This window comes from Agriterribacter sp., assembly GCF_035497235.1.
GTDB lineage: Bacteria > Bacteroidota > Bacteroidia > Chitinophagales > Chitinophagaceae > Agriterribacter.
In genome coordinates this window covers 37,980-61,117 of record NZ_DATJEB010000036.1, presented here as the reverse complement: position 1 = coordinate 61,117, position 23,138 = coordinate 37,980, and the positions used below count along the sequence as shown (strand labels likewise).

Here is a 23,138-nt window from a genome sequence, read left to right as displayed (position 1 = left end):
ATGTGATTTATTGTCCTACCAGAAACAGGGCATTACAGAACATTAGTTTACCGTTTTGCCAAAAGTTCCTGAACAGCACATCGTCTGCCAGGTATACAATATTCCCGCTGCCTATATCCTGTACTCCATATATCAATCCGTCATTCAGCTTCTTTTTTAATTCCGAACCTACAAAGCCTGCTACCAGGTTATCTTTTTTAATAACCCCTACGTTCCATCCGTCATTAATAAACTCATACACATGATCATCCATTTTAAGCGTATAATAATAGCCGGGGTAGCCAAATGCCAGGGGGTGGCTACTATCCAACTGCACTTTATAAATAGAACCCGGCGTAGAGGAAGAAATAAATTCCCGGTCATGATCGCTAAATTTTTTCAATGCGGCATACAGGTCCTGCTTATCCGTATCGTCATCTTCTTTTTTAAACTTTATGCCACCGTCTAACCCGGCTAACTGGGCCACCGCGTTTTCCATTGCAATAAGTTTACCTCCCTTGCTGATCCAGTTTTTTAAATCGGGGAAATCCTTATTATTCAAAAAAGAATACCTGCCATCGGGTAAAATCAGAACATCAATATCGTTCCAGTTTGCGCGGTTCAAATCGTTTGCATTGATAAGGGTAACCGGGTAATTCAATTCTCTTTCTATAAAGAACCACACTTCGCCGGCGGCGTTGGCGTTCACTCCTTGGCCGGTAACCAGCGCAATTTTGGGCGCTTTCATATATTTTACATGCTCACTGCCAAAGTCGTATCCTTTATCTACAAAGCCGCTGCTCACAGGATAGGCTTTCAGGTTTTGCTCATTGCAGGATGCTGCTACCAGCGTCCATAAATGATCAGCTAATGCCCCGTTCGATGTTTTTAATATAATGATGGCCCCCGCTTTAAAACTGGTACCGTTTATCTCAAAACCGGCGGCGGCAAAGCGTAGCTTCACTCCCTTTTGCATAAGTTGGGCTACCACTTTTGCACTTTGCACCCCTTCCCATGGAATAACATAGCCATAGGCACTGACGGCGGCATTCTGAGCAGGTTGTTCTTTTATATAGCTGCCGGTGATGCTCATTTTTTCTTTAACGGCATAGGCGGTTAAACCATACACATAAGGAACCGCCCAGGCCGTAATATCGTAGGTTGCGGAGTCAACCAATTTTGATTTGGGTTCAAACAATACGCTTAATAAGGTAGATTTTGGTTGTATATTACTTATGGCAATATCGTCTTCAGCTATAGTAAATGCTTCTTCCTTACCGGTAAAATAATTATACCCTTTTGCATTTCCCTTAGCCGAACCATATTGAATATTATTTTTGTCCAAGAGTTCTGTTAATGCCGCTATGCGCTGCGCATCGCCCTCTTTTTTCTTTATTATATACGTTTTATAGGCACCGGTTCCCGTTGAAACGGCATCATTAAAAAACTTCCTGTATTCGCGGATCAGCCTGTCCGCGTTTTTAGCGGATATTTCAATGGTACTTAACCCGGTAGTGTAGTGGTGCATTAGCCTGTCGGTAAGCGTAAGGGTATCTCCTTCCTTTTTATAAACACCCAGGCCGGAAGCGGGTCCCCCACCCTGCTCGTAGGTCATGCCTATGGCGCCGTTATAAATAGGATAGGTATCGCCGTAAGAGGGATAATATAAATCAAAAATTTCCTTAGTAAAGAAAAGCCAGCCGTTGGCATCAAAATATGTAGCATTGTTTTTACCTATACTTACCTGGAAATCTCTTTGCCATGAGGTAATCGCTTCGTGGTAGGGCTGTGCTGCCGGCGCAAAATAATAGGGAGCGTCAATGCCCTGTTCGTGATAATCTACGTGTATTTGAGGAAACCATTGCTGGTACAGCTTCAGCCTTTGCTGCGATTCGAACTGCGTTTGCCAGGCCCAGTCGCGGTTGAGATCAAAGTTATAGTGGTTGGTACGCCCCCCGGGCCAGGGTTCCCGGTGTTCCCTGGCATCTAAACGCGGATTGTAATTTTTACCCGCCACACTGTTAAACCAGTTTACATAGCGGTCGCGGCCATCGGGATTGACGCAGGGATCAATTACAACAACAGTATTTTTCAACCATTCTTTTGTTTTGGTGTTAGAAGGATTGACCAGTTCATATAAGGTAAGCATTGCCGCCTCGGAAGAAGAAGCTTCATTGCCATGCACATTGTAACTCAGCCACACAATAACCGGCGTATTTTCTACCGGCGCGGCTTTATCCATTGCCATATTGGCCAGGCGCAGATTATTTTTGCGGATATTTTCAAGGTTCGTAATATTTTCCCCCAATGAAATAAAAGCCGCAATCAATGGCCGCCCTTCATTGGTTTGCCCGTAAGGTTGCAGCCTTACCATAGCCGGCGCAGCGGCAGCTACATGATTAAAATAGTTAATGATTTTAAAATGAGGCGTGTATTGTGCTCCGGGTTTATAGCCCAAAAAGGTTTCGGGTGACTGTACCTGCGCGGATACAAACATATAACCTGCAATAAGCAGTAATAAAAAACCGGCCCTTTTTTTCATGAAGCTTTTATTTGATACGGCAATTTAAGCAACCATCGGGCATAAACCACGGAATGAGCTGCACATACCATCAAAATTCTTTTAGTAACTTTCCTGCTTTAAAAAATTCAGATGAAATATTCGTCCATTGTTGCTTTGGCCTTAGCCGGAATGGTTTGTTGTGAAACAGGATGCAACAACCAGGCAGGCAGCCCTTTAAATCCTTTTGCCTATCAAATTCAAAAAAGCGTTACCAGTTCCAACGGGGCCGTAGTTTCGGCGCATCCGCTGGCAAGCAAAATAGGAATAATGATATTGCAGCAGGGAGGCAACGCGGTAGATGCCGCTATAGCCACACAACTTGCCCTGGCCGTTGTCTACCCTGGCGCAGGTAACCTGGGAGGCGGAGGGTTTATGGTGGCGCGGCTTAAGAATGAACAAATATTGGCTATTGACTACCGGGAAAAAGCGCCCGCCGCAGCTACAAGGGATATGTATCTCGACAGTACAGGCAACCCGGTTATGCAGCTTAGCCAGCATGGTCATTTATCTGCCGGCGTACCGGGTACCGTGGCCGGGTTATTTGCTTCAATGAAATATGCGGTGCTTCCCTTTCGGCAACTGGTACAACCAGCCATTGATTTGGCGGAGAAAGGTTTTGCTGTAACGGCAGAAGAAGCCGCTTCCCTGAACCATACGCAGGAGGCTTTCCGGCAATACAATACTTCTAAAATAGCTTTTATAAAGCACGATGGATGGAAAGGCGGCGACACGCTGGTTCAACCTGATCTTTCCGAAACATTAAAACGCATACGCGATAAAGGGCAAAGTGGCTTTTATGAAGGAGAAACAGCAAGGCTTATTGTTTCGGAAATGAAAAAGGCCAATGGCATTATTTCCTTAGATGATTTGAAAAACTATGAGGCAAAAGAGCGGCAACCGGTTACATTCCAGTACAGGGGATATACGGTGGTATCAATGCCCTTGCCCAGCAGTGGCGGCATTATTTTGCAGCAGTGCCTGAAAATGATTGAACAGCGGGATATCGGCAAAATGGGTTTTCATTCACCACAGGCCGTGCAGCTCATGACCGAGGCAGAAAGAAGGGCTTATGCAGACAGAGCCGCATTTATGGGCGATGAAGACTTTGTAAAAGTGCCTGTTAAAACCTTAACGGGCAACACTTACTTACAGGAAAGAATGGCAGACTATATACCAGGCAAAGCAGGTAGCAGTGAACGGGTGCACGCGGGAAAGCTGCCTCCCGAAAGCGAGGAAACAACCCATCTTTCTATTGCGGATAAATGGGGAAACGTAGTGGCCGTTACCACTACACTCAATGGGTCGTATGGCAGCAAAACGATCGTGAGCGGCGCGGGTTTTTTATTGAATAATGAGATGGACGACTTTAGCGTAAAGCCGGGTGTACCCAATATGTATGGCGCTCTGGGAACCGAAGCCAATGCCATTGAGCCCAATAAAAGAATGCTGAGTTCTATGACCCCAACAATTGTGTTAAAAGATAATGCTCCTTATTTGGTAGCAGGCACGCCGGGCGGCACCACCATCCCTACTTCTGTATTTCAAACCATTGTAAATATTATTGATTTCGGGCTAAGCGCTTCCGATGCGGTAAACAGGCCTAAATTTCATCACCAATGGATGCCGGACGAGTTATTTGTTGAAAATGATTTCCCTGCTGCGGTAACGGATTCTTTACAAGCCATGGGCTATACCATAAGCGCGAGGGGTAATATTGGCAGAACGGAACTGATTAAAATAGAAAAAAGTGAAACAGGCAGGGGATATACTTTTGAAGCCATTGCTGATAAATGCGGTGACGATTCGGCGGAAGGCTATTAAAGGATGCGCAGTAAAAGAAACCTGTGGTAAAATGCAGCGGAAAGGGGGCGTTTACAGGAGTGTATTACATTAAAATAATGTAACTTGCATTATTATGGCTCCGTCTAAGAAATACGAATATACCGGTCCGGAACCTAACATGCTGGAAGATCCCGCCGAAAGCTATAACGTAAAATCTTCTCAAAGTAAAGGTTTCGTTTTTGAATCGGAAGACGACCGGCTCATAACTGATGCCACAAGACCGGCTATTGAAAAATTACAACTCTTCACGCAAATGATACGCAGGAACACCATGTTCAACAAGCTCAGGCGTAAATAAAGTATACATATGCAATATAAGCGCTGATGTATGGACGTAATGGATGAAGCTTTAATGGATTTTTGGAGAAAACTAAATGAATCCCATGTTAAATTTATTATGGTGGGAGGATTGGCTACCCGTTTCCATGGCTACAATCGTACAACCGATGATTTGGATATGTGGATAGAAGATACTTTACAGAACAGGCGTAACTTAAGAAAAGCGTTCGCGGCATTGAATTACGGAGATTTTCCCACCATAGAAACTATGCCGTTTGTACCGGGGTGGACAAGTTTTCATGCCGCCGGAATTGTGCTGGATATTATGACCTCAATGAAAGGACTTGAAGAAATGTCGTTTGACGATTGTTATCAAAAGGCTGAAATAGCAAATATTGAAGATGTACAGGTACGCTTTCTTCACATTAACCACCTTATCCAGAATAAGAAAGCGGTCAATCGTTCCAAAGACCAGGTAGATGTTGAATATCTTGAAAAGATAAAAAAACTATTAGACAAATGAACGGGGTTATGAAATCTGCCGGTTTCACAAAAGCATGTGTAAGCCTGTACGGCATTTATTCCGATACTGTTTTTTGCTGGTAAATACTCAGTTCCGCAAGTTTTTGAAAGGGATCCATCATATAGGTGAGCAGGCTGTTGTCTTCCAGCAATTCCACTATCCTGAATCCGCGGTATGCTGTACCCCAGCTTCCACCAAAATGGCCATCAAACAGAAATGGTATATTGCCTAAAAATTTTATTCCATCCTGGTCGTGATCATGACCATTAAATACGGCGCTTACATGGGTTGAGTTAGACAGGAGTTTTTGGAAATGCGGACAGTCAACCGCATGTTCAGTCCACTTTACAGGAGTTATATGGAGAAAGATAAAAACATTCCGGGCATCCTTATATGCTTTCAATTTTGCAGTAAACCAATCCTGGTCCGGACATATATACTTTCCTTTTTCATCTGCCGTAGCGCCCAGCAATAACACGTTATCTTTCAAAACCACATCATGATTGATACCCATTTTCCAGGTTTGATTCCATAATTCCCCGCTTACCATATCATGATTTCCCTTAGTAACATACACAGGCATCCGGCATAGCTTTATTGCTTCCGAGGCAGGCTGCAAAAAGGCAGGATCATTATGGATGATATCGCCGTTAATAACGCAAAAATCTATTGGGTTCGTTAAATGAAAATTATTGAGCGCATTTGTCATGGTAGAAAAATATGCTTCAAAAGGCGTATTACTTTCGCCATAATGTCCATCGGAAGTTACAGCAAAGCGCAAAATACTTTTCTTACGAATGGCAGCGGCCTTTACCGGTGTAACCATTCCGCCTGGCATCAGCAATAGCATGGAGGCTGATATGTTTTGTACAAATCTTCTTCTTTTCATAGCCCGTGCAATATAAAAATAAAAGACATTTTCTACTGTATTGTAAAATAACAATACCTGTGGTTATGCGAAACAACCACAGGTGAACACAATATACAGTAAATGATTTTTATGATCCGAACAACCCTTTTACTTTATCCATTAAACCACCGCCGCTGTTACCGCCTTTATTGAAGACCGATAATAAATCCTGCAAATCGGTATCGCCATCCCCGTCAAGGTCGAGCGCGCCGCCTTTTACTTTTGAAAGCAGATCCTGCAGGTTGAGCCCTGAAGTTTTTCCGCCGGAAAGATTGTTGAATAAGCTTTGGATGTCGAAACTACTGTCGTTAGCATCGTTTGTTTTTTGTACCAGGCTGCTTAAAACACCGGGTACTACACTGCCGGCAATATTTCCTGCAGACTGGTTATCCAAACCAAACTTATCCATAAGATTTTGAACAAAACCACCTGAAATTTGCCGGGTAACATTGCTGTTTTCCACTCCCCCATCCTGGCCTCCGAACATTTTTAAAACATCTTTCAGTCCGCCCTGCGAAAGCAATCCCTGCAAGCCGCCGGTAATGGAATTAGATGCCTCTGCGATCACTTCATCATTTTTTTCATTTGGAATAGCCGGGTTGCTTACAATAGCATCTCCTGCATATTGTTTTACAAGATTCAAAAGATTGTCTAACATAATAATTGTTGGTTTTATGTTATTTAAGTTAGTGTTTTTAAGCTAAAGGTTGCTTGAACGGATGAATATTTCAGTTATTTTTTTCTGCCTTAATAAACCATCTGAAAAATATTTACTTCAACTTGCATATTAGTTATTTCAACCGGTTGTAATTTCAGGCTGCTTAATTCACTATAATATCTCATTATTATGGATACTACCGGCAGCGTTTTCCTGCAATCTGCCATAAAGCGGGTAAACTATTATAAACAACTTAGCGAACGTACTTTTGACCAGTTGGAAGAAAAGGATTTTTATTTTCAGCCTAATGGCATATCCAACAGCCTGGCGGTTATTATACAGCATATGAGCGGGAATATGCTGAGCAGGTGGACTCATTTTTTAACCGAAGATGGCGAAAAAAGCTGGCGTAGCCGGGATACGGAATTTGAAGACCAGCATTATTCTAAGCAACAACTCATGGTGCTTTGGGAAAAGGGATGGCTTTGTTTTACGGGAACATTAGAAAGTTTACAGGACAATGATCTTTTAAAAACAGTATATATCCGTAAAGAACCGCTGCTTGTAATAGACGCCATTAACCGGCAACTGGCACATTATCCGCACCATGCGGGGCAGATCATTTACATTGGGAAAATCATTAAAGGCACGGAATGGAAAAGCCTTTCTATTGAAAAAAACAAGTCGGAAGATTATAATGCCATGATGGCGCAGAAAGCCTGAATACGGTTCAACTGCCGGTATTTCGCCCGGTACAGGAAAGAACTGCAGGCTTTCTGTTTTGCGGAGCATCCATAGGAGGCTCTGAAAACCATAGCGGCTGCAATTTATACAGTAAAATTTCCATCTATACCTTTACATTTGCGCTCTAATTTCAGGTTTAGCCTTTATGAAGTTTACATTCAGTGTTTACGCCGTTCTTTTTTTCGTTACCATTTGCACCCGTGCCCAGGTTTCGTATGGCATATTTGGAGGAATACAACAAACAGATGCCCATGTTAAAATACCAGGCGGGCCTGCAATCCCGGCTGCTTCGGGCTATGGGTTCCATGCCGGGAGCATGCTAAAGGTTGGATTTGATAAAAATGTATACTTTTCGCCAGGGTTATTATACAGCCTTAAAGGAGTTACCATACATTTTAACAACATCCTGCAGGATTCTGTAACCTCTTCAAAGCTGCAGATACATTATATAGAAATACCGTTATTATTACGTTTTGATACCAGGGCAAACGGAAATGGCTTTTTCTTTTTGTTTGGTCCTTCGGCATCGGTGGCCATTACAGGAAAAGAAAGCAGTACCTATTTAAATAACAGTAAAAAAGACCGGCCCATGCGGTTTGCCAATACGGCTTATGGGCGCTTTGAAATGAACCTGGTAGCGAAAGCAGGATATTATTTTAAAAACAATGTATTGCTTGCAGGCGGCTACAGTTATGGATTGGGAAGCATCATTAATGATGATGGTTACGCAAGGATTGTTCCGCGAATGATTACCCTAAGCGTGGGTTATTTTTTCAGAAAAAAGTAAGGAAGCCTGGCGCATTGCTGTAAATTGATATAAGTTAACCATTTATTTATGGGCTGGCGCAGGAGCAACTGTTTCAGAAATGCAAATGTTGGGCTTTCCCGCTGCTATTGAATTTGCACATCAAAAGGGTTTACCTATTTTTACAAATCAATTTTCCAGCCTGAAAACTACGCGCAAAATATTAAAGGTTCTATTCCTGTCATTGCTGTTCCTGATTGTAATGACGGCTATCCTGATTAACGCTGCACCCGTACAAAACTGGCTGGTAAAAGCGGTTACACACAGGCTGTCGGAAGATATGGGTACTAAAGTCGCTATCCGGCACGTCAACTTCACCCTCTTCAATACAATGAACCTTGAGGGGGTATATATTGAAGATCAGCAAAAGGATACGCTTTTATATGCCGGAAAGATAGCGGTGCATATTACCGATTGGTTTTTTTTTAAGAACCAGACAGAGCTTAAATATATAGGATTAGAAGACGCGACCATTCATTTGCACCGGGCAGATAGTGTATGGAATTACCAGTTTCTGGCAGATTATTTTTCATCGCCGCCTTCTGCTCAAAAGAAAAAACAAACCACCCTGCTGTTAAAAAAAATATCGCTTAAAAATATTCATATAAGGCACAGGGATGAATGGCGGGGGCAGGATATGGAACTTGATTTGCACCAGCTTGCCCTGGAGGCAGACGAAATTAATTTCACAAAAAAACGGGTTAACATCAGCGTTCTTGAAATGGATGAGCCTGTTTTTACCATATATGATTATGCCGGGCGGCGTCCTGCCCTATCCATACCCATTGCCAATAATATACAAGATACTGCTGCAACACCTTTCAATGCCGGAGGATGGAAACTGCTCATTAATGAACTAACGCTGAACAATGGCGTGTTTAAAAGCAACAGGGATGTGCAGCGTAAAATATATGATTATTTTGATGCCAGCCGTATTCATTTTTACGCCATTAACGGGGCATTTAAAAAAGTGGCACTCATTCAGGATACTTTGTTTGCAAACATAAGCCTGAGTACAAAAGAGAGATCAGGCTTCGTGGTTAAATCGCTTACTGCTGCGTTCAGGATGCAACCCGGCGCCATGATATTCGATAGTCTTGATATCAGAACCCCCTTCAGCCATCTTACCCGTTATTATGCCATGCGGTATGATGATTTTAACGATGACATGAGCGATTTTATCAGCAACGTAAAATTAGAAGGCCGGTTTAAAAACAGCACCCTGCACAGCAAAGACATTGCCTTTTTTGCTCCGGAGCTTAAGGGCTGGAACCGGCAGATAAGAATAGGAGGAGATATTAAAGGCACGATAGATAATTTGAATGCTAAAAATTTTATTGTTGAATCGGGAAAAGACAGTTACCTCAACGGTAATATAAAAATGGCCGGACTGCCCGATATGGATTCTACTTATATTGATTTTAAAGCCAATGATTTTCGTACTACTTATGCCGACCTGACAGGCATTTTCCCCGATTTAAAAAATATTACCGATCCCCGCTTAAGCGAAATCCGTTATATCGGGTTCAAAGGAAACTTTACAGGCTTTATCCGCGACTTTGTTACTTACGGTACTATTCAAACGAACCTCGGCGCCATTACTTCCGATTTGAATATGAAATTTCCCGCTAAAGGAAATGCGGCTTACTCCGGGAAAATATCAACGGATAATTTTGATATGGGAACTTTCCTGGGCGTAAATAGCCTGGGTGCTGTTTCTTTTAATGGAAAAGTGAAGGGCAGCGGTTTTAGCGCTCAAACGCTGAATGCGAACTTAGATGGCATATTCTCTCATTTAGCATATAATGATTATGCGTATGAGAATATTGTAGTAAAGGGACACATGGATAAAAAACTTTTCCGTGGTGCTGTTCATGTCAACGACCCTAATGTGATTATTGCACTTGACGGCGATATTGATTTTAATACAAATAAACCTGAATTTAATTTTTTTGCCGATATACAAAGGAGCAATTTAAAAAAGATGGGATTTGCTAAAGAAGATGTGAATGTAATAGGCAAATTTGACATGAATTTTAACGGAGACGATATTGATAATTTTCTGGGTACCGTTTCTTTATATGATGTTGCCGTTACCAAGGGCAACCAAACATTTGTTTTTGATACCCTTACCTTAAGTTCACAGTTAATAGATCAGCAAAAAATATTACAACTGCGCAATACCGAAGCTTCCGCGTTTTTGATGGGAGACTTTACGATTCGCGAATTGCCCGAAGCGGTAAAACAATTCCTGAATAAATATTATCCCGCTTATATACCTCCGCCCAAAAAAGCAATAAAAGGTCAGAATTTTCTTTTCCAGCTTGATGTAAAAAATATAGACCAGTACCTGTCGCTGATCAATCCCGCGCTCAGAGGATTTAACAACAGCACCATTGTTGGCTCGCTTAATTCGGCAACCAATCTTATGGCTATCAGCACTATGATCCCTTATGCCGCCTATAAAAACCTTGCTGTACAGGATTTCCGGCTAACGGGTTTAGGCAATATGGACAGTTTGAAATTAACCGGCGTTATAGGCAATACCATTGTAAATGACAGTCTTCAATTTCCCGGAAGTAAAATATCCATTGCCTCCAGCAATAATGTTTCCCAGCTTAATATAAGCACTGCCGCAACGCAAACCATCAATGACGCGCGGCTTTCCGCGCAGATCACTAACCTGGAAGACGGCGTAAAAATACATTTTGATCCATCGAGCATTGTGCTGAACGAAAAAACCTGGAAAATAGATGAGGGAGGTGAATTAACGCTGAGCCGTTCTTATATTGATGCCAGAAATATTAAATTCAGCAATGGCGAGCAGGAAATTGCTGTGGTAAGCAAACACTCTGATATTGGAACATGGGATGATATTATTGTTGAAATGAAGAAAGTGAATATTGGCGATTTTATGCCCTTCATTGTGAAAGAACCCCGGATGGAAGGGATTGTGTCGGGAACGGTTACCATTGAAGACGCTTTTCGCGATATGTATATATCTTCCGAACTCAATGCGGAACAATTCCGGCTGGAAAATGATTCCATAGGAAAGATCACCATTACCGGCGCCTGGGACGACAACAATAAGAAAGCAACATACGAGGCGATATCGAACAATAAGAATTACCGGTTCAGCATTGCGGGCTCGTATGATATCGTAGATTCCCTGCACCAGCAAATTAATGCCAACGCCAATTTTGATTATACCAATATTCACTTCCTGGAAAAATACCTGGGTTCCATATTTGGTAGTATGAAAGGCTTTGCCACCGGCAATCTGCGTATGAAGGGCGATATTAATAAACCCGATTATACCGGCACTATTGATGTGAAGAATGCAGGATTAAAAGTATTGTATACGCAATGTTATTACACTTTTGATAGTGCAAGAATTATTTTTACCCCGGGCAAAATAGATTTTGGTACAATCTCTTTACATGATACGCTTCCTCAAAACGGTAAAAACGCGCTCAATACAGCCCAGCTCACCGGAGATTTACAGCATTCTAATTTCAACGATTTTGTATACAACATTTCTATCAATACCAATCGTTTGCTACTGCTGAATACCACAAGATCCGATAACAGTTTGTTTTACGGGAAAGCGATTGGCAAGGCCAACTTCAGGTTCAGAGGGCCGGAAGATGATATGAGAATGACCATAACCGGCGAACCTGTTGACAGCTCCAGCATTTATATTACATCGTCTTCCTCTAAAGAAAGCGGCAGTGCAGATTATATTATCTGGAAGCAATACGGAAGGGAAATGAATGTTGACTCTTTGGGCGCAGGCGCTTCACAGCTTAATATTGATCTTAACCTTACCGCTAATAATTATACCCGCATGTTCATGGTGCTTGATGAAGTAACCGGCGATATAATAGAAGCAACGGGCAGCGGCACATTAAAAATGCACACAGGCTCCAGTTCCCCGTTTACGATCAATGGCAAGTATACCATAGACAGGGGATATTACCGCTTCAGCTTCCAGGAGATATTTAAAAAACCGTTTGTGCTGTTACCCAATGAAGGAAGCTATATACGGTGGGACGGCGATCCTAACCAGGCTGAAATCAATTTAAAAGCAAAATACATAGCCAGTGATGTAAAGCTCAGTTCATTGTATGCAGAACAGGGACAAACTACAGATCCTGAGGTAGGCAGGTTGAAAAGTGAACGAACAGATGTGGATGTGCTTTGTACATTAAAAGGCTCATTAGGGAAACCCGATATTTATTTTGATATTGCCTTAGCCGCAAACAGCGATGTAAAAAACAGCCAGCGTTTGCTTGGCGATTTACAGCGTATCAATAATGATGATAATGAAAAGAATAAACAGGTGGCCTACCTGATCGTATTCAGGAGTTTCGCCCCCATTGGTCAGTATAATGTGCTGCAAACCGATGCCACTACTTTTGCTTTCAATACCATTTCCGAATACATTTCGGGGTATCTTACCAGTTCCCTTAAAACCATTTTATACGGCATCTTTAAAGACCCCACGCTTAGTGTAAATTTTAATTATACCAGGGCTTCTATTGACCCTGCAGGTACGTCTTCAGGTAATACCGTAAATCTTACGCGGGATAATATCAGCCTTCAATTCATTAAATCGTTATTGAACGATAAGCTGGTCATTACTTTTGGAAGCGATTTTAATTTCGTGAGCAGCGGTTCTCAACCTGCCATAAACGCGGAAGGCACTAATTTTCTTTTCCTGCCTGATATTACCGCAGAATATAAAATTACGCCCGACGGGAAATTCAGGGTAAGCTGTTTTTACCGGAGTAACTTCGATGCCTTATCTACCACAGGTAAAAGAAACCGGGCCGGTGGAAGCATTTCTTTCAGAACGGAGTTTGATTCTGACCGCATTCGGAGGAAGAAAATACAGATGAAAGAAAAGAATGAGGAGGGTAAAGAAAGCGATTCAACGGTGGTGAGGCTCAATTAAATGAACCGCTTATAAAAACCTTATTTCCGCTTCCCGCTCTTTTCTTTGCGGCTTGCTTTTTTGCCCTTCCGGCTTTTTTTTGTGAATCAATAATCCGTAAGATGCCAGTGAAACGGAAATAATGATGGAAATATAATAAATGAGAAAACTGTCATGCACATCGCTTCTGTCGGGGACTATATAGCTAAAAATAAAAGTAATAACCGATATGCCATATTCAAACAGCAGGGCAAAATAAATAAACTGCAGGGTATATTCTGTATTGTAGTGTTTTATCCCATTAATATAATGTATAATAATCCATATAATATACATCAGGATAATGATCAGCCCTCCCCCTACCATCAGGGTTTCAGCAAAATCCTGCAACCGGGTAATAACGGTTAACAGCAGCACCGCGCACAAAAAAGCCGGTAGCATTTTTTTTATACTTCTTCGTATGGTTTCTACCTTAACTGTTTTGTAAAGAATGAATAGCATAAAGGGGGCATCAGCAAGATTAAATACCCGCTCTGTAACAATCATTAAGTTGCTGTTGGTAAATGTTTCACTCATGAACAGCAAATTAACTGCGCCTGCCAGCACCCAGTACACCGCGAACCATACGAATGCCTGGTATTTTACCAGCCGCTTTACAATTAAAACAAAAAAGGGTATGAAAAAAGAAGCGGCTGCTATAGCAGCAATGATTTGATATATATAGGGTGCGTCTTTCACTTTTTACAGGGTTAATATATAAGCGGTAAAAGCTATTCTTTATTGCTATTATATATTATTGTAGCGTTTTTACCCAAGGATTGGATTGCGGGAATTACTATGCATCGGTGGATAATAACATAAAAACCAACAGGTTTTAAACTTCATAAACGGGCATACCCCGGTATGGAATGCGTTAACTTTGCTGCAAACTTCATGCATGGCAATATTAATTACAGGCTCAACAGGATATATTGGTTCAAAGCTTACTGCACAGCTTGCACGGCAGGGTAACGCTATACATCTTTTATGCAGAACAATTCCCGCTCTGCCCGGATCGGAAAAAGCCAATATCAAAATTTTCAAGGGTGATATTACCAATCCGGAGTCGCTTAAACCGGCGCTGGAAAATGTAGACCAGGTTTATCACCTGGCCGCTTATGCAAGGCTTTGGGCTAAAGACGCTTCCGTGTTTCAAACCCTTAATGTAAAAGGAACGGAAAATGTACTGGCTGCCGCAAAAGCTGCCGGCGTATTAAAAGTTGTATATACTTCAACAGCGGGTGTAATAGGCCCCTCAAAAGATAAGCCGATGACAGAAACCGACCCGCGGATCACCGGCTTTTTTAATTTGTATGAATCTACAAAAAGTGAGGCGGAAGCGGTGGCGCTGGACTATGCAAAACAGGGACTGGCTGTTTGTATTCTTAATCCCTCCAGAATATATGGCCCCGGTTATGATACAGGCAGCAACCCGGTAACCAAAATTGTTGAATTATATATGAAGGGAAAATGGAAAGTAATACCCGGTAACGGAAATGATATAGGTTCCTATCCTTTTATTGATGATGTGGTAGACGGGCATACCAGGGCCATGGAAAAAGGGCGAAGCGGTGAACGTTATATTTTGGGAGGGGTAAATGCAACGTTTAATGATTTAATGGCTATCATAAAAAAATATAGCGGCGTTGAAAAGCAATTACGCCATGTTCCCTTCTTTGTGCTGAATGCGCTTAGCCGCATAATGCTCTGGAATGCAAACATTACGGGAAAATATCCCATGATCACTCCCGATTGGGTGGCAAAATATAAATACCACTGGGCTTTAGACAGTAGTAAAGCCGTGAACGAACTGGGCTACAAAATAAGACCTCTTGAAGAGGGTATAAAAGAAACGGTGGAATGGATAAAACAAAACAGGCAATAAAGGGGAAGTATTTTTTGCATGCTTTTTGCCTTCTCTTTTAAAGGATTTTAATTTAAATTTGCGGGAAAATTCATTCCCTCCCTCCTGAAAAAAAGCTGGTCGTAAAAAACTGAGCAATGAGTACGGATATCTTAAAAGCGAAGAAGCCTTATTTTGCAAAAGACAGCGGAGATATTTTTTCCCGCCTCAGGCAGGAAGCTAAAAAAATAGTTACCCGCCTGTCTCCGCAAAGAAGAAAAGAAATAATATTCAAAGCCTTTCTTTTTCCTTTTGTATACTTTTTGTTTTGGGCACTGGCGTTGTGCTACGGAACCAACCTGTGGGTGCTGTTTGGCTGCTATGGGTTAATGGGTCTTACTATCGTTTTAAACTATCTTAATGTTATTCATGATGCGGTACATCATACTATTTTTAACAGCCGCCGCATAAATGATATGTACACTTACCTGTTTGATATCATGGGTGCTAATAGCTTTATCTGGAAAACACGCCATATCCGTTATCATCACAACTATCCCAATGTAAATGGATGGGATACCGATATAGATCAAAGCGCCCTTGTACGTATAGTGCCGCATGCTACGTTTTCTCCTATGCATAAATACCAGCATGTCTATCTCCCCTTCATTTACCCGCTGTTTTTATTTAACTGGTTGCTCGTTCGCGATTTTAAGGATTTCTTCAGCAAAAAAAGAACGGTACAAAAACTCGTAACCATTCCCCGTGCTGAGTATATAAAGTTATTGGCATTTAAAATATTTTTCCTGTTTTACTTAGTCATCCTTCCTAAAATCGTTTTAGGTGTTTCATGGCTGATGGTCGTTAGCGCATTTTGTGTACTGATTCTTTCTGCCAGTATTTTTGCACTTATGGTATTGCTTCCGCCCCATGCCAATACGGCATCTGAATTTCCTCTTCCGGACAGTGAGCAGCAATTACCCTATGGCTGGATGCTACATATGCTTAAAACAACAAATGATGTGAATGGTGAAAGCTGGTTTACCCGGTTTGTAATGGGTAATTATAATTATCATATTGCGCATCATCTTTTTCCCAATATCCATCATACGTATTATCCTGAAATCACCCGTGTTCTGAAGCAGTTGTCGGATCAGTACAACCTTCCTTACAGAAGTTATCCGCTGTTCACATCTTTAAGCAACCATTACCTGCTGCTCAAACAAAACAGGGTCGAATTTGACATTTGGGAGGAATCTATGTAAGCGAAACCCATTACCACTGAAAGAATTTTCCCTCAACTTACATTACACAATTGTTTGCCTGTAAGTTTGCTCAATTAAGTATTGTAATTTGTGCAAAAACAACCACTATGTACCTTGCATGGGAAAATCAGACAGCTATTATTACCGGAGCAGCTTCAGGACTGGGCCTGGCAATTGCCGGAAGGCTATCGGAACGTAAAGTAAAACTGGCGCTATTTGATAAGGAAGAAGATAAATTACGTATTGCTGCCAGCCAACTAAAATGTGAAACTGAACTATTCACTTTGGATATTACTGATGAAAACGCGGTACGGATGGCTGTTGACAAAGCCGCGAAGAGATTTGGGAAAATTGACATCCTTGTTAACAGTGCCGGCATTACAGGAGAAACCCATATTAAAAGCCATGAAATTTCCACCGCCAACCTTCAGATGGTTCTTGCGGTAAATTTTATGGGCAGTTTTTTTACTTCAAAATATGCGTTACCCTACATGCTCCATAATAATTACGGCCGTATTCTGCATATTGCTTCCATTGCCGGAAAGGAAGGAAATGCCGGCATGCTGCCTTATTCCGCATCAAAGGCGGCGGTAATTGGCATGACCAAGGTGCAGGGTAAGGAATATGCAGAAACCAATATTACCATAAACGCGTTAGCGCCTGCCGTTATCAGAACCGCACTGGTAGATGCTATGCCGGAGGCGCAGGTAAAATATATGACGGATAAAATACCAATGAAACGATGCGGTACCCTGGATGAAGCCGCAGATATGGCCTGTTTTATAGTATCTTCCCAAAATAGTTTTAGCACCGGTTTTACTTTCGATTTATCCGGCGGAAGGGCCACTTATTAATTGCTTTTAAAAACACATGATGAGAGATACACAACTAAATGCTGCTGAAATCAAAATTGGCGTAGTAGGCCTGGGGTTAATGGGATGCAGCATAGCCACCTGCCTGCTTATGGCCGGGCACCCTGTGGTGGCGGTAGCGCCCCTTCCCATTGATCTGAAGTTTGCGCTTAAGCGTATTACAAAACACCTGCAGAGGTCGCACAGGGAGAAGCTGGTTACCAACGCGCCGGATTTTTACTTGCAGCGTCTTATAATAACCGAAGACTATGCTTCATTAGAAGGCTGCGCATTGGCAATTGAATGTACGCTGGAGAGCCTGGATATAAAGAAGATTGTATACGGCAAAATTGAAGCGGTTATTGATAAGAATGCTTTACTGGCCAGTAATACATCGGCTATTCCCATAAGTATACTGCAGCAGCAAACCTCCCATCCTTCAAGATTCTTTGGTTTGCACTGGGCCGAACCATCGCACACCACCCGGTTCTTAGAAGTGATATGCGGTAATGAAAGCGATATAACCAAAGGCGAATATTTATATGAACTGTCTCACTTATGGGGTAAAGAGCCCACATTGGTGCGTAAAGATATCCGTGGATTCATTACCAACCGGATCATGTATGCTATGTACCGAGAGGCCATATCGCTGGTAGAGCAGGGTTATGCTACAGTAGAAGATGTAGACCGGGCCTGCCGGAATAATGCAGGCTACTGGATGACCTTAGTAGGTGTTTTTCGATGGATGGATCTTACCGGTGTGCCTGCTTACCATACCGTAATGAAAGACCTGTTCCCTACTTTAAATAATAGCACGGAGGTTCCAAAGCTTATTGACGATATTGTAAAAAGCGGTGGAAAAGGCGTTGCCAATGCGCATGGGTTTCACTCCTATACTCCTGAAGAAGCAAAACTTTGGGAAGAAACGTTTACCGCTTTCAGTTATGATATTAGGAAACTTGCTTTAAAATACCCGGAAGACGTGGTGAAAAAAAAACTAAAAACACTTCAAAAGAAAAATACAGGGCTTAAAACTTAACCACTCACTACTCACCACTTACTACTTACCACTCTTTAAAACCATATATATGTTTATCATAGACGCCCACCTTGATCTTTCTATGAATGCCCTGGAATGGAACAGGGATTTGAAACAACCCGTTGCCACTATACGGCAGCGCGAAAAAAATATGACGGACAAACCTGACCGTGGTAAAGGAATGGTATCCCTTCCCGAATTACGAAGCGGCAGAATTGGTTTGGTAGTGGCTACCATGATCGCAAGGTTTGTAGAGGTAAACAGCGCATTACCCGGATGGCACTCTCCCGAACAGGCCTGGGCGCAAACACAGGGTCAAAGGGCATGGTATAAAGCTATGGAAGACGGTGGTGAAATGATACAGATTACCAATGCGGGCGGGTTGGAAAAACATATTCAACTATGGAATGATACTGCGATACCCGACCATACCAAACCGGTGGGCTATATTTTAAGCCTGGAAGGGGCTGATTCATTAGTTAATCTTTCCTACCTCGAAAGATCATATCAATACGGGTTAAGAGCGCTTGGCCCCGCACATTACGGCCCGGGGCGTTATGCTCCCGGCACCGGCATGGAAGGACCGCTGACCAGGGCCGGTGTAGAGCTGGTTAAAGAAATGGACAAGCTGAATATGATCCTCGATGTAACGCATTTAACCGATGAGGCTTTTGTGCAGGCGGTTGAGCTGTATAAGGGACCGGTATGGGCAAGTCATCATAATTGCAGGGCACTGGTTCCCTACCAGCGGCAGCTTACCGATGAGCAAATAAAAATACTGGTTGACAGAAATGCCGTAATTGGCGGCGTACTGGATGCATGGATGCTGAAACCCGGATGGGTGAGAGGAAAAAATGACCCCCAAACAGAAAATATTACGCTTGATGTATTGATAGATCACTACGATCATATTTGCCAGCTTGCCGGCAATACGGATCATATTGCTATTGGAAGCGACTTAGATGGCATGTTTGGACAGGAACAATCACCGTATGATATGGATACAATTGCCGACCTTCAATTACTAAAGGCATTGCTAACAAAACGTGGGTATTCGGAGCAGGATATAGAAAACATCTTCTACAAAAACTGGTTGCGCTTTCTGCAAAAAGCATGGGGAGCGGGAATTTGAGATTTGAAATTTATGATTTGAGATTAAAAATATCCAATGCTTATCATCATTTCCGCACAACCTTGCACCCTGTAACTTGGAACCTGCAACTTGGTACCCTGCTTATAAAGTAATCGCCGTATTATCTATCACCTTACCTCTTTCGGTACGCATGGTTCTTGCCGGAAATTTGCTTATGACCCTGTAGTCATGGGTGGCCATAACAATAGCTGCGCCATAGTCTTTAGAAATATGAAAGAGCAGTTGCATGATTTCGTCTGAAGTTTCGGGATCAAGATTTCCCGTGGGTTCATCGGCTAATATAAGCTTGGGGGAATTCAGCAAAGCGCGGGCCACATCTACCCGCTGTTGTTCACCGCCGGACAGTTCAAAAGGAAATTTAAAGCCTTTTGTTTTTAAACCCACTTTATCCAGCACATCGTTAATTTTTTCTTCAATAAGCTTTTCGTCTTTCCATCCTGTAGCGCGTAATACAAATTTCAGGTTATCGTGTACATTACGGTCGGTGAGCAATTGAAAATCCTGGAATACAATACCCAGGTTTCTTCTTAAAAAAGGTATTTTTTTCCAATCCATGTCCCTTAACTTATATCCAACCACGCTCCCCTCTCCTTCTTTCAGCTTTAAATCGCCGTACAATGTTTTCAACAGGCTCGATTTACCGGAGCCCGTTTTACCCACCAGGTAAACAAATTCTCCTTTGTTTATACAAATGTTTACGTCCTGTAAAATAAGCGAGTTTCCCTGGTAGATATTCGCGTGTTCCAGCTCTAAAATAGTTTCTGCCATAATACAATCCTCAAAAAATAAAAGTTACCGTTTACTGCATTTTTGCAAAGAACGCATTCTTTACGCTAAGAACTAAGGTAAGAATTAATTTTTTTTGTATTAAACTAAAAAAATAGTTGTTAAACTAAATAATTAGTTTATCTTTGCTCCCGGTATTAAAAATAATTTCAGATTTTAAAATTATGAGTGCAGTTAAAAATCTTACAAAAGCGGAAGAGCAGATCATGCAGGTGTTATGGAAACTGGAAAAAGCGTTTCTGCGCGAGATCATAGATGTCATTCCGCAGCCGAAACCGCATCAGAATACAGTAGCAACCATATTAAAGATACTGGTGGAGAAGGAATTTGCAGGGATTGAGTTGTATGGGCGCATGCACCTGTATTATCCTTTAGTTAGCAAAGAAGCCTATTCTAAAAGCACGATCAAAAATATGGTTAAAGGCTATTTTGAAGGATCGTTCAGTAATGTGGTTTCTTTTATGGTGAAAGAAAACAACCTGAGCGTGGAAGACCTGGAACACCTGCTGAAAGAGCTGAAGAAGCAGGGAAAATAAACACTATACCATACACCATAAACTTCAAAACCTATGCTTGCGATAGCATACTACATCTTAAAAGTTATTATTTGCTCAGGAATTTTATATGGCTATTACCGCCTTGCCCTGCACAATAAGATATTTCACCGCTGGAACCGGTTTTACCTGCTGAGCGCAGTGGTTATCAGCCTGAGCTTTCCGCTAATCAAAATAAATATCTGGCGCAGCGCTGCCGAAAATGACGGACAAATCATACGCTTATTAAATGTAGTAACTACCGGTGACGAATATGTGCATGAAGTAAGCCGCAACGGTAGCTTCCATCTCAGTGGGGAAGCAGTGGCGATGATGCTATATATGGTTGTGTCGTTTGCTTTGATAATAGCGCTGTGCCATGCCTTAGTGAAATTAAACCGCCTGGCAAAACGCAATCCCTTACAAAAGATACATCAAATTAATGTGGTACAAACAGATGCAAAGGGTACGCCATTTTCTTTCTTTCGCTATATTTTCTGGAACCGGAATATTGATATGCACTCGGATGCGGGGAAAAAAATATTTACACATGAAATGGTGCATGTAACGGAAAGGCACAGCGCCGACCGGCTGTTTATGAATATAGTGCTCATTTTTTTCTGGTGCAATCCCTTTTTCTGGCTTATGCGGCGGGAAATGAATATGATACACGAATTTATAGCCGACAGCAAGGCTATAGAAGATAAGGATACCGCTGCTTTTGCCGCTATGATACTACATGCCGCTTATCCGCAGCAGGCATTCGGACTCACAAGCAGTTTTTTTTCTTCATCCATAAAAAGACGTTTACGTATGTTAACACAATTGCAAAATCCACGTATCAGTTATATTGGCCGCATACTGGCCCTGCCCCTGCTTGCTTTTATTTTTGCAGCCTTCAGTATTAAAACGAAACAACTGTTACCGGGCAGTAATGAAACAGCATCCCTGCCATTGGAAAAAACAATTACAGTAGTAATAGATGCCGGACACGGCGGAGAAGACGGCGGAGCCATTAGCATAGAAGGGATTCGTGAAAAGGATATTACACTTTCCCTTACGAAGAAAATAAAATCACTGAATACCAATAAGGATGTTAAGATAATTCTTACCAGAGACAGGGATATTACACAACCAGTGCGTGATAAGGTTGACTTTGCAGTGAAGCAAAAACCCGATTTGTTTATTTCATTTCACGTAGGCTGGGCAAACCCTAAATGGAGTGATCCGGCTACTTCCGGATTTGAAATATATCTCTCAAAAAACCAAACAGATTATACCAACCAGGCGCAGTTATTGGGAAGCCTGGTTGCCAATGAAATAGAAAAGAACTATGGCGTGGCTCCACAAATTAAACAAAGGACAGGAAAAGGTATCTGGGTTTTGGATGCGCCCACTGTTAATTATCCCTCATTACTCATTGAATGTGGCTATATGAGTAACCAAAATGATCTGGCTTTCATTACAAATGAAGCGAATCAGGAAAAAATTGCAAGAGATATTTTGAATGCGATTGAGCAATTTGCGAAAGCAAAAGAAGATGAAATAGTTGCCTTGCAAAAAGAATACCGATCTTCTATGCATACTTATCCGCCAAAGCAGGAAAACAATATCGTTGTTTTAAATAGTAATATTTCCATAAAAAAAGATTTGAAGACTGCTATAGACACGCTTCCTGCAAACATTAAATCGGTTGATATTACAAAGGATAACCAGGTTATTATTATTTATAAAAACAATAAGGCTGAAAAAATAACAAAAGCAGAAGCGATTAAACGGGGCGTTGTTCCTGTTGCCAAAAACGATTTGGTTGAAGTTCCTGTAGGCTCTGCTACTAATTTTGCAATTTCCCGTGATTCTGTTTTATATTTTGTTAACGAAGTAGAAATTTCCGGAGATAGCATAAAAATGATAGTTCCAGATGAAATCTACAGCATTGATGTATTAAAAGGAGAAAGCGCTGAAGCTAAATATGGAAAAAAGGGGAAAAATGGTGTACTTAAAATTACGATGAAAGATAAACCTGGTGCCTTGATAAATCCCCCGCAATCAGGTGGTAAAATATTTCAAAAAGTAGAAGTGGAAGCTACATTTCCGGGAGGTGATGCAGCATGGGTAAAATATATTTCCAGTGCAATTAACAAAGATACTGAAGCGCTGCAGAAAGAGAAAAAAACAGGAACCTGCGTGGTACAATTTATTGTAGATATAAATGGAACTATTTCCGGAGTTGAAGCTTTAACCATGAAAGGATCAAAACTTTCTGAAGTGGCAATGCGTGCCGTAGAAAGCGGCCCCAAATGGATACCTGCCATGCAGAACGGGCATAAGGTAAAAGCGTATCGCAGGCAACCAGTTACTTTTCAGCTTGCAGGTGAATAATATAATTC

Annotated in this window: 18 protein-coding genes; 13 read left to right on the top strand and 5 right to left on the bottom strand. The window is 41.8% G+C overall.

The genetic code is table 11. The annotated features are described in order from the left end of the window. Positions 1-7 precede the first annotated feature (7 nt). Entirely contained in the window at positions 8-2,521 is a 2,514-nt protein-coding gene (locus VL121_RS11770; protein WP_325405480.1) for a M14 family metallopeptidase, read from the bottom strand. A 111-nt stretch (positions 2,522-2,632) separates the two neighbouring features. Between VL121_RS11770 and ggt the strand changes: the two genes are divergently transcribed. The 3 genes from ggt to VL121_RS11755 all read left to right on the top strand — a co-directional run bounded on the left by ggt (position 2,633) and on the right by VL121_RS11755 (position 5,186). After that, positions 2,633-4,363, top strand: coding sequence for a gamma-glutamyltransferase (ggt, locus tag VL121_RS11765; RefSeq protein WP_325405478.1), 1,731 nt, complete (start codon positions 2,633-2,635; stop codon positions 4,361-4,363). Positions 4,364-4,457: 94 nt separating this feature from the next. Next, positions 4,458-4,682 (top strand): hypothetical protein, encoded by a 225-nt coding sequence (locus VL121_RS11760; RefSeq protein ID WP_325405476.1) that lies wholly within the window; start codon positions 4,458-4,460, stop codon positions 4,680-4,682. Between the two features lie 30 nt (positions 4,683-4,712). Further along, positions 4,713-5,186, top strand: coding sequence for a hypothetical protein (locus VL121_RS11755; protein WP_325405474.1), 474 nt, complete (start codon positions 4,713-4,715; stop codon positions 5,184-5,186). A gap of 55 nt (positions 5,187-5,241) precedes the next feature. Here VL121_RS11755 and VL121_RS11750 read toward each other — a convergent pair whose 3' ends face one another. After that, positions 5,242-6,075, bottom strand: coding sequence for a metallophosphoesterase family protein (locus VL121_RS11750; RefSeq protein WP_325405471.1), 834 nt, complete (start codon positions 6,073-6,075; stop codon positions 5,242-5,244). Positions 6,076-6,184: 109 nt separating this feature from the next. After that, positions 6,185-6,754, bottom strand: coding sequence for a hypothetical protein (locus VL121_RS11745; RefSeq protein WP_325405468.1), 570 nt, complete (start codon positions 6,752-6,754; stop codon positions 6,185-6,187). Between the two features lie 189 nt (positions 6,755-6,943). Here VL121_RS11745 and VL121_RS11740 point away from each other — a divergent pair, with 189 nt between their 5' ends. The 3 genes from VL121_RS11740 (at position 6,944) to VL121_RS11730 (ending at position 13,260) form a co-directional block, all read left to right on the top strand. Then, positions 6,944-7,477: a DUF1572 family protein gene (locus VL121_RS11740; protein ID WP_325405466.1), complete on the top strand. Its 534-nt coding sequence runs from the start codon at positions 6,944-6,946 to the stop codon at positions 7,475-7,477. A gap of 166 nt (positions 7,478-7,643) precedes the next feature. Beyond that, positions 7,644-8,285 (top strand): porin family protein, encoded by a 642-nt coding sequence (locus tag VL121_RS11735; protein WP_325405463.1) that lies wholly within the window; start codon positions 7,644-7,646, stop codon positions 8,283-8,285. A gap of 79 nt (positions 8,286-8,364) precedes the next feature. Continuing rightward, positions 8,365-13,260, top strand: a complete 4,896-nt coding sequence (locus VL121_RS11730; RefSeq protein WP_325405461.1) for a translocation/assembly module TamB domain-containing protein — start codon at positions 8,365-8,367, stop codon at positions 13,258-13,260. Positions 13,261-13,269: 9 nt separating this feature from the next. Here the strand turns inward: VL121_RS11730 and VL121_RS11725 are convergent, their stop codons facing one another. Continuing rightward, a complete protein-coding gene (locus VL121_RS11725) occupies positions 13,270-13,977 on the bottom strand; it encodes a hypothetical protein (protein ID WP_325405457.1) in 708 nt (235 codons plus the stop codon). A 199-nt stretch (positions 13,978-14,176) separates the two neighbouring features. Here VL121_RS11725 and VL121_RS11720 point away from each other — a divergent pair, with 199 nt between their 5' ends. The 5 genes from VL121_RS11720 (at position 14,177) to VL121_RS11700 (ending at position 19,408) form a co-directional block, all read left to right on the top strand. Beyond that, complete coding sequence (locus VL121_RS11720) at positions 14,177-15,163, top strand: NAD-dependent epimerase/dehydratase family protein (protein ID WP_325405454.1); 987 nt, start codon at positions 14,177-14,179, stop codon at positions 15,161-15,163. A 116-nt stretch (positions 15,164-15,279) separates the two neighbouring features. Beyond that, positions 15,280-16,386 (top strand): fatty acid desaturase family protein, encoded by a 1,107-nt coding sequence (locus VL121_RS11715; RefSeq protein ID WP_325405451.1) that lies wholly within the window; start codon positions 15,280-15,282, stop codon positions 16,384-16,386. Between the two features lie 107 nt (positions 16,387-16,493). Then, positions 16,494-17,240 carry an SDR family NAD(P)-dependent oxidoreductase gene (locus VL121_RS11710; protein WP_325405448.1) on the top strand — a complete coding sequence of 249 codons (747 nt, stop codon included), beginning with the start codon at positions 16,494-16,496 and terminating at the stop codon, positions 17,238-17,240. 16 nt (positions 17,241-17,256) lie between these two features. Beyond that, complete coding sequence (locus tag VL121_RS11705) at positions 17,257-18,276, top strand: 3-hydroxyacyl-CoA dehydrogenase family protein (RefSeq protein WP_325405445.1); 1,020 nt, start codon at positions 17,257-17,259, stop codon at positions 18,274-18,276. 49 nt (positions 18,277-18,325) lie between these two features. Further along, the gene (locus tag VL121_RS11700; protein ID WP_325405442.1) at positions 18,326-19,408 is read left to right on the top strand and encodes a dipeptidase; all 1,083 of its coding nucleotides are present in this window, start codon (positions 18,326-18,328) and stop codon (positions 19,406-19,408) included. Positions 19,409-19,510: 102 nt separating this feature from the next. On the opposite strand, the gene VL121_RS11695 is transcribed toward VL121_RS11700, so the two are convergent. After that, a complete protein-coding gene (locus VL121_RS11695; RefSeq protein WP_325405440.1) occupies positions 19,511-20,197 on the bottom strand; it encodes a cell division ATP-binding protein FtsE in 687 nt (228 codons plus the stop codon). Between the two features lie 182 nt (positions 20,198-20,379). On the opposite strand from VL121_RS11695, the gene VL121_RS11690 reads away from it, so the two are divergent. Then, positions 20,380-20,751, top strand: coding sequence for a BlaI/MecI/CopY family transcriptional regulator (locus tag VL121_RS11690; RefSeq protein WP_325405437.1), 372 nt, complete (start codon positions 20,380-20,382; stop codon positions 20,749-20,751). Between the two features lie 33 nt (positions 20,752-20,784). Beyond that, positions 20,785-23,130: an N-acetylmuramoyl-L-alanine amidase gene (locus VL121_RS11685; protein ID WP_325405435.1), complete on the top strand. Its 2,346-nt coding sequence runs from the start codon at positions 20,785-20,787 to the stop codon at positions 23,128-23,130. Positions 23,131-23,138: the final 8 nt, after the last annotated feature.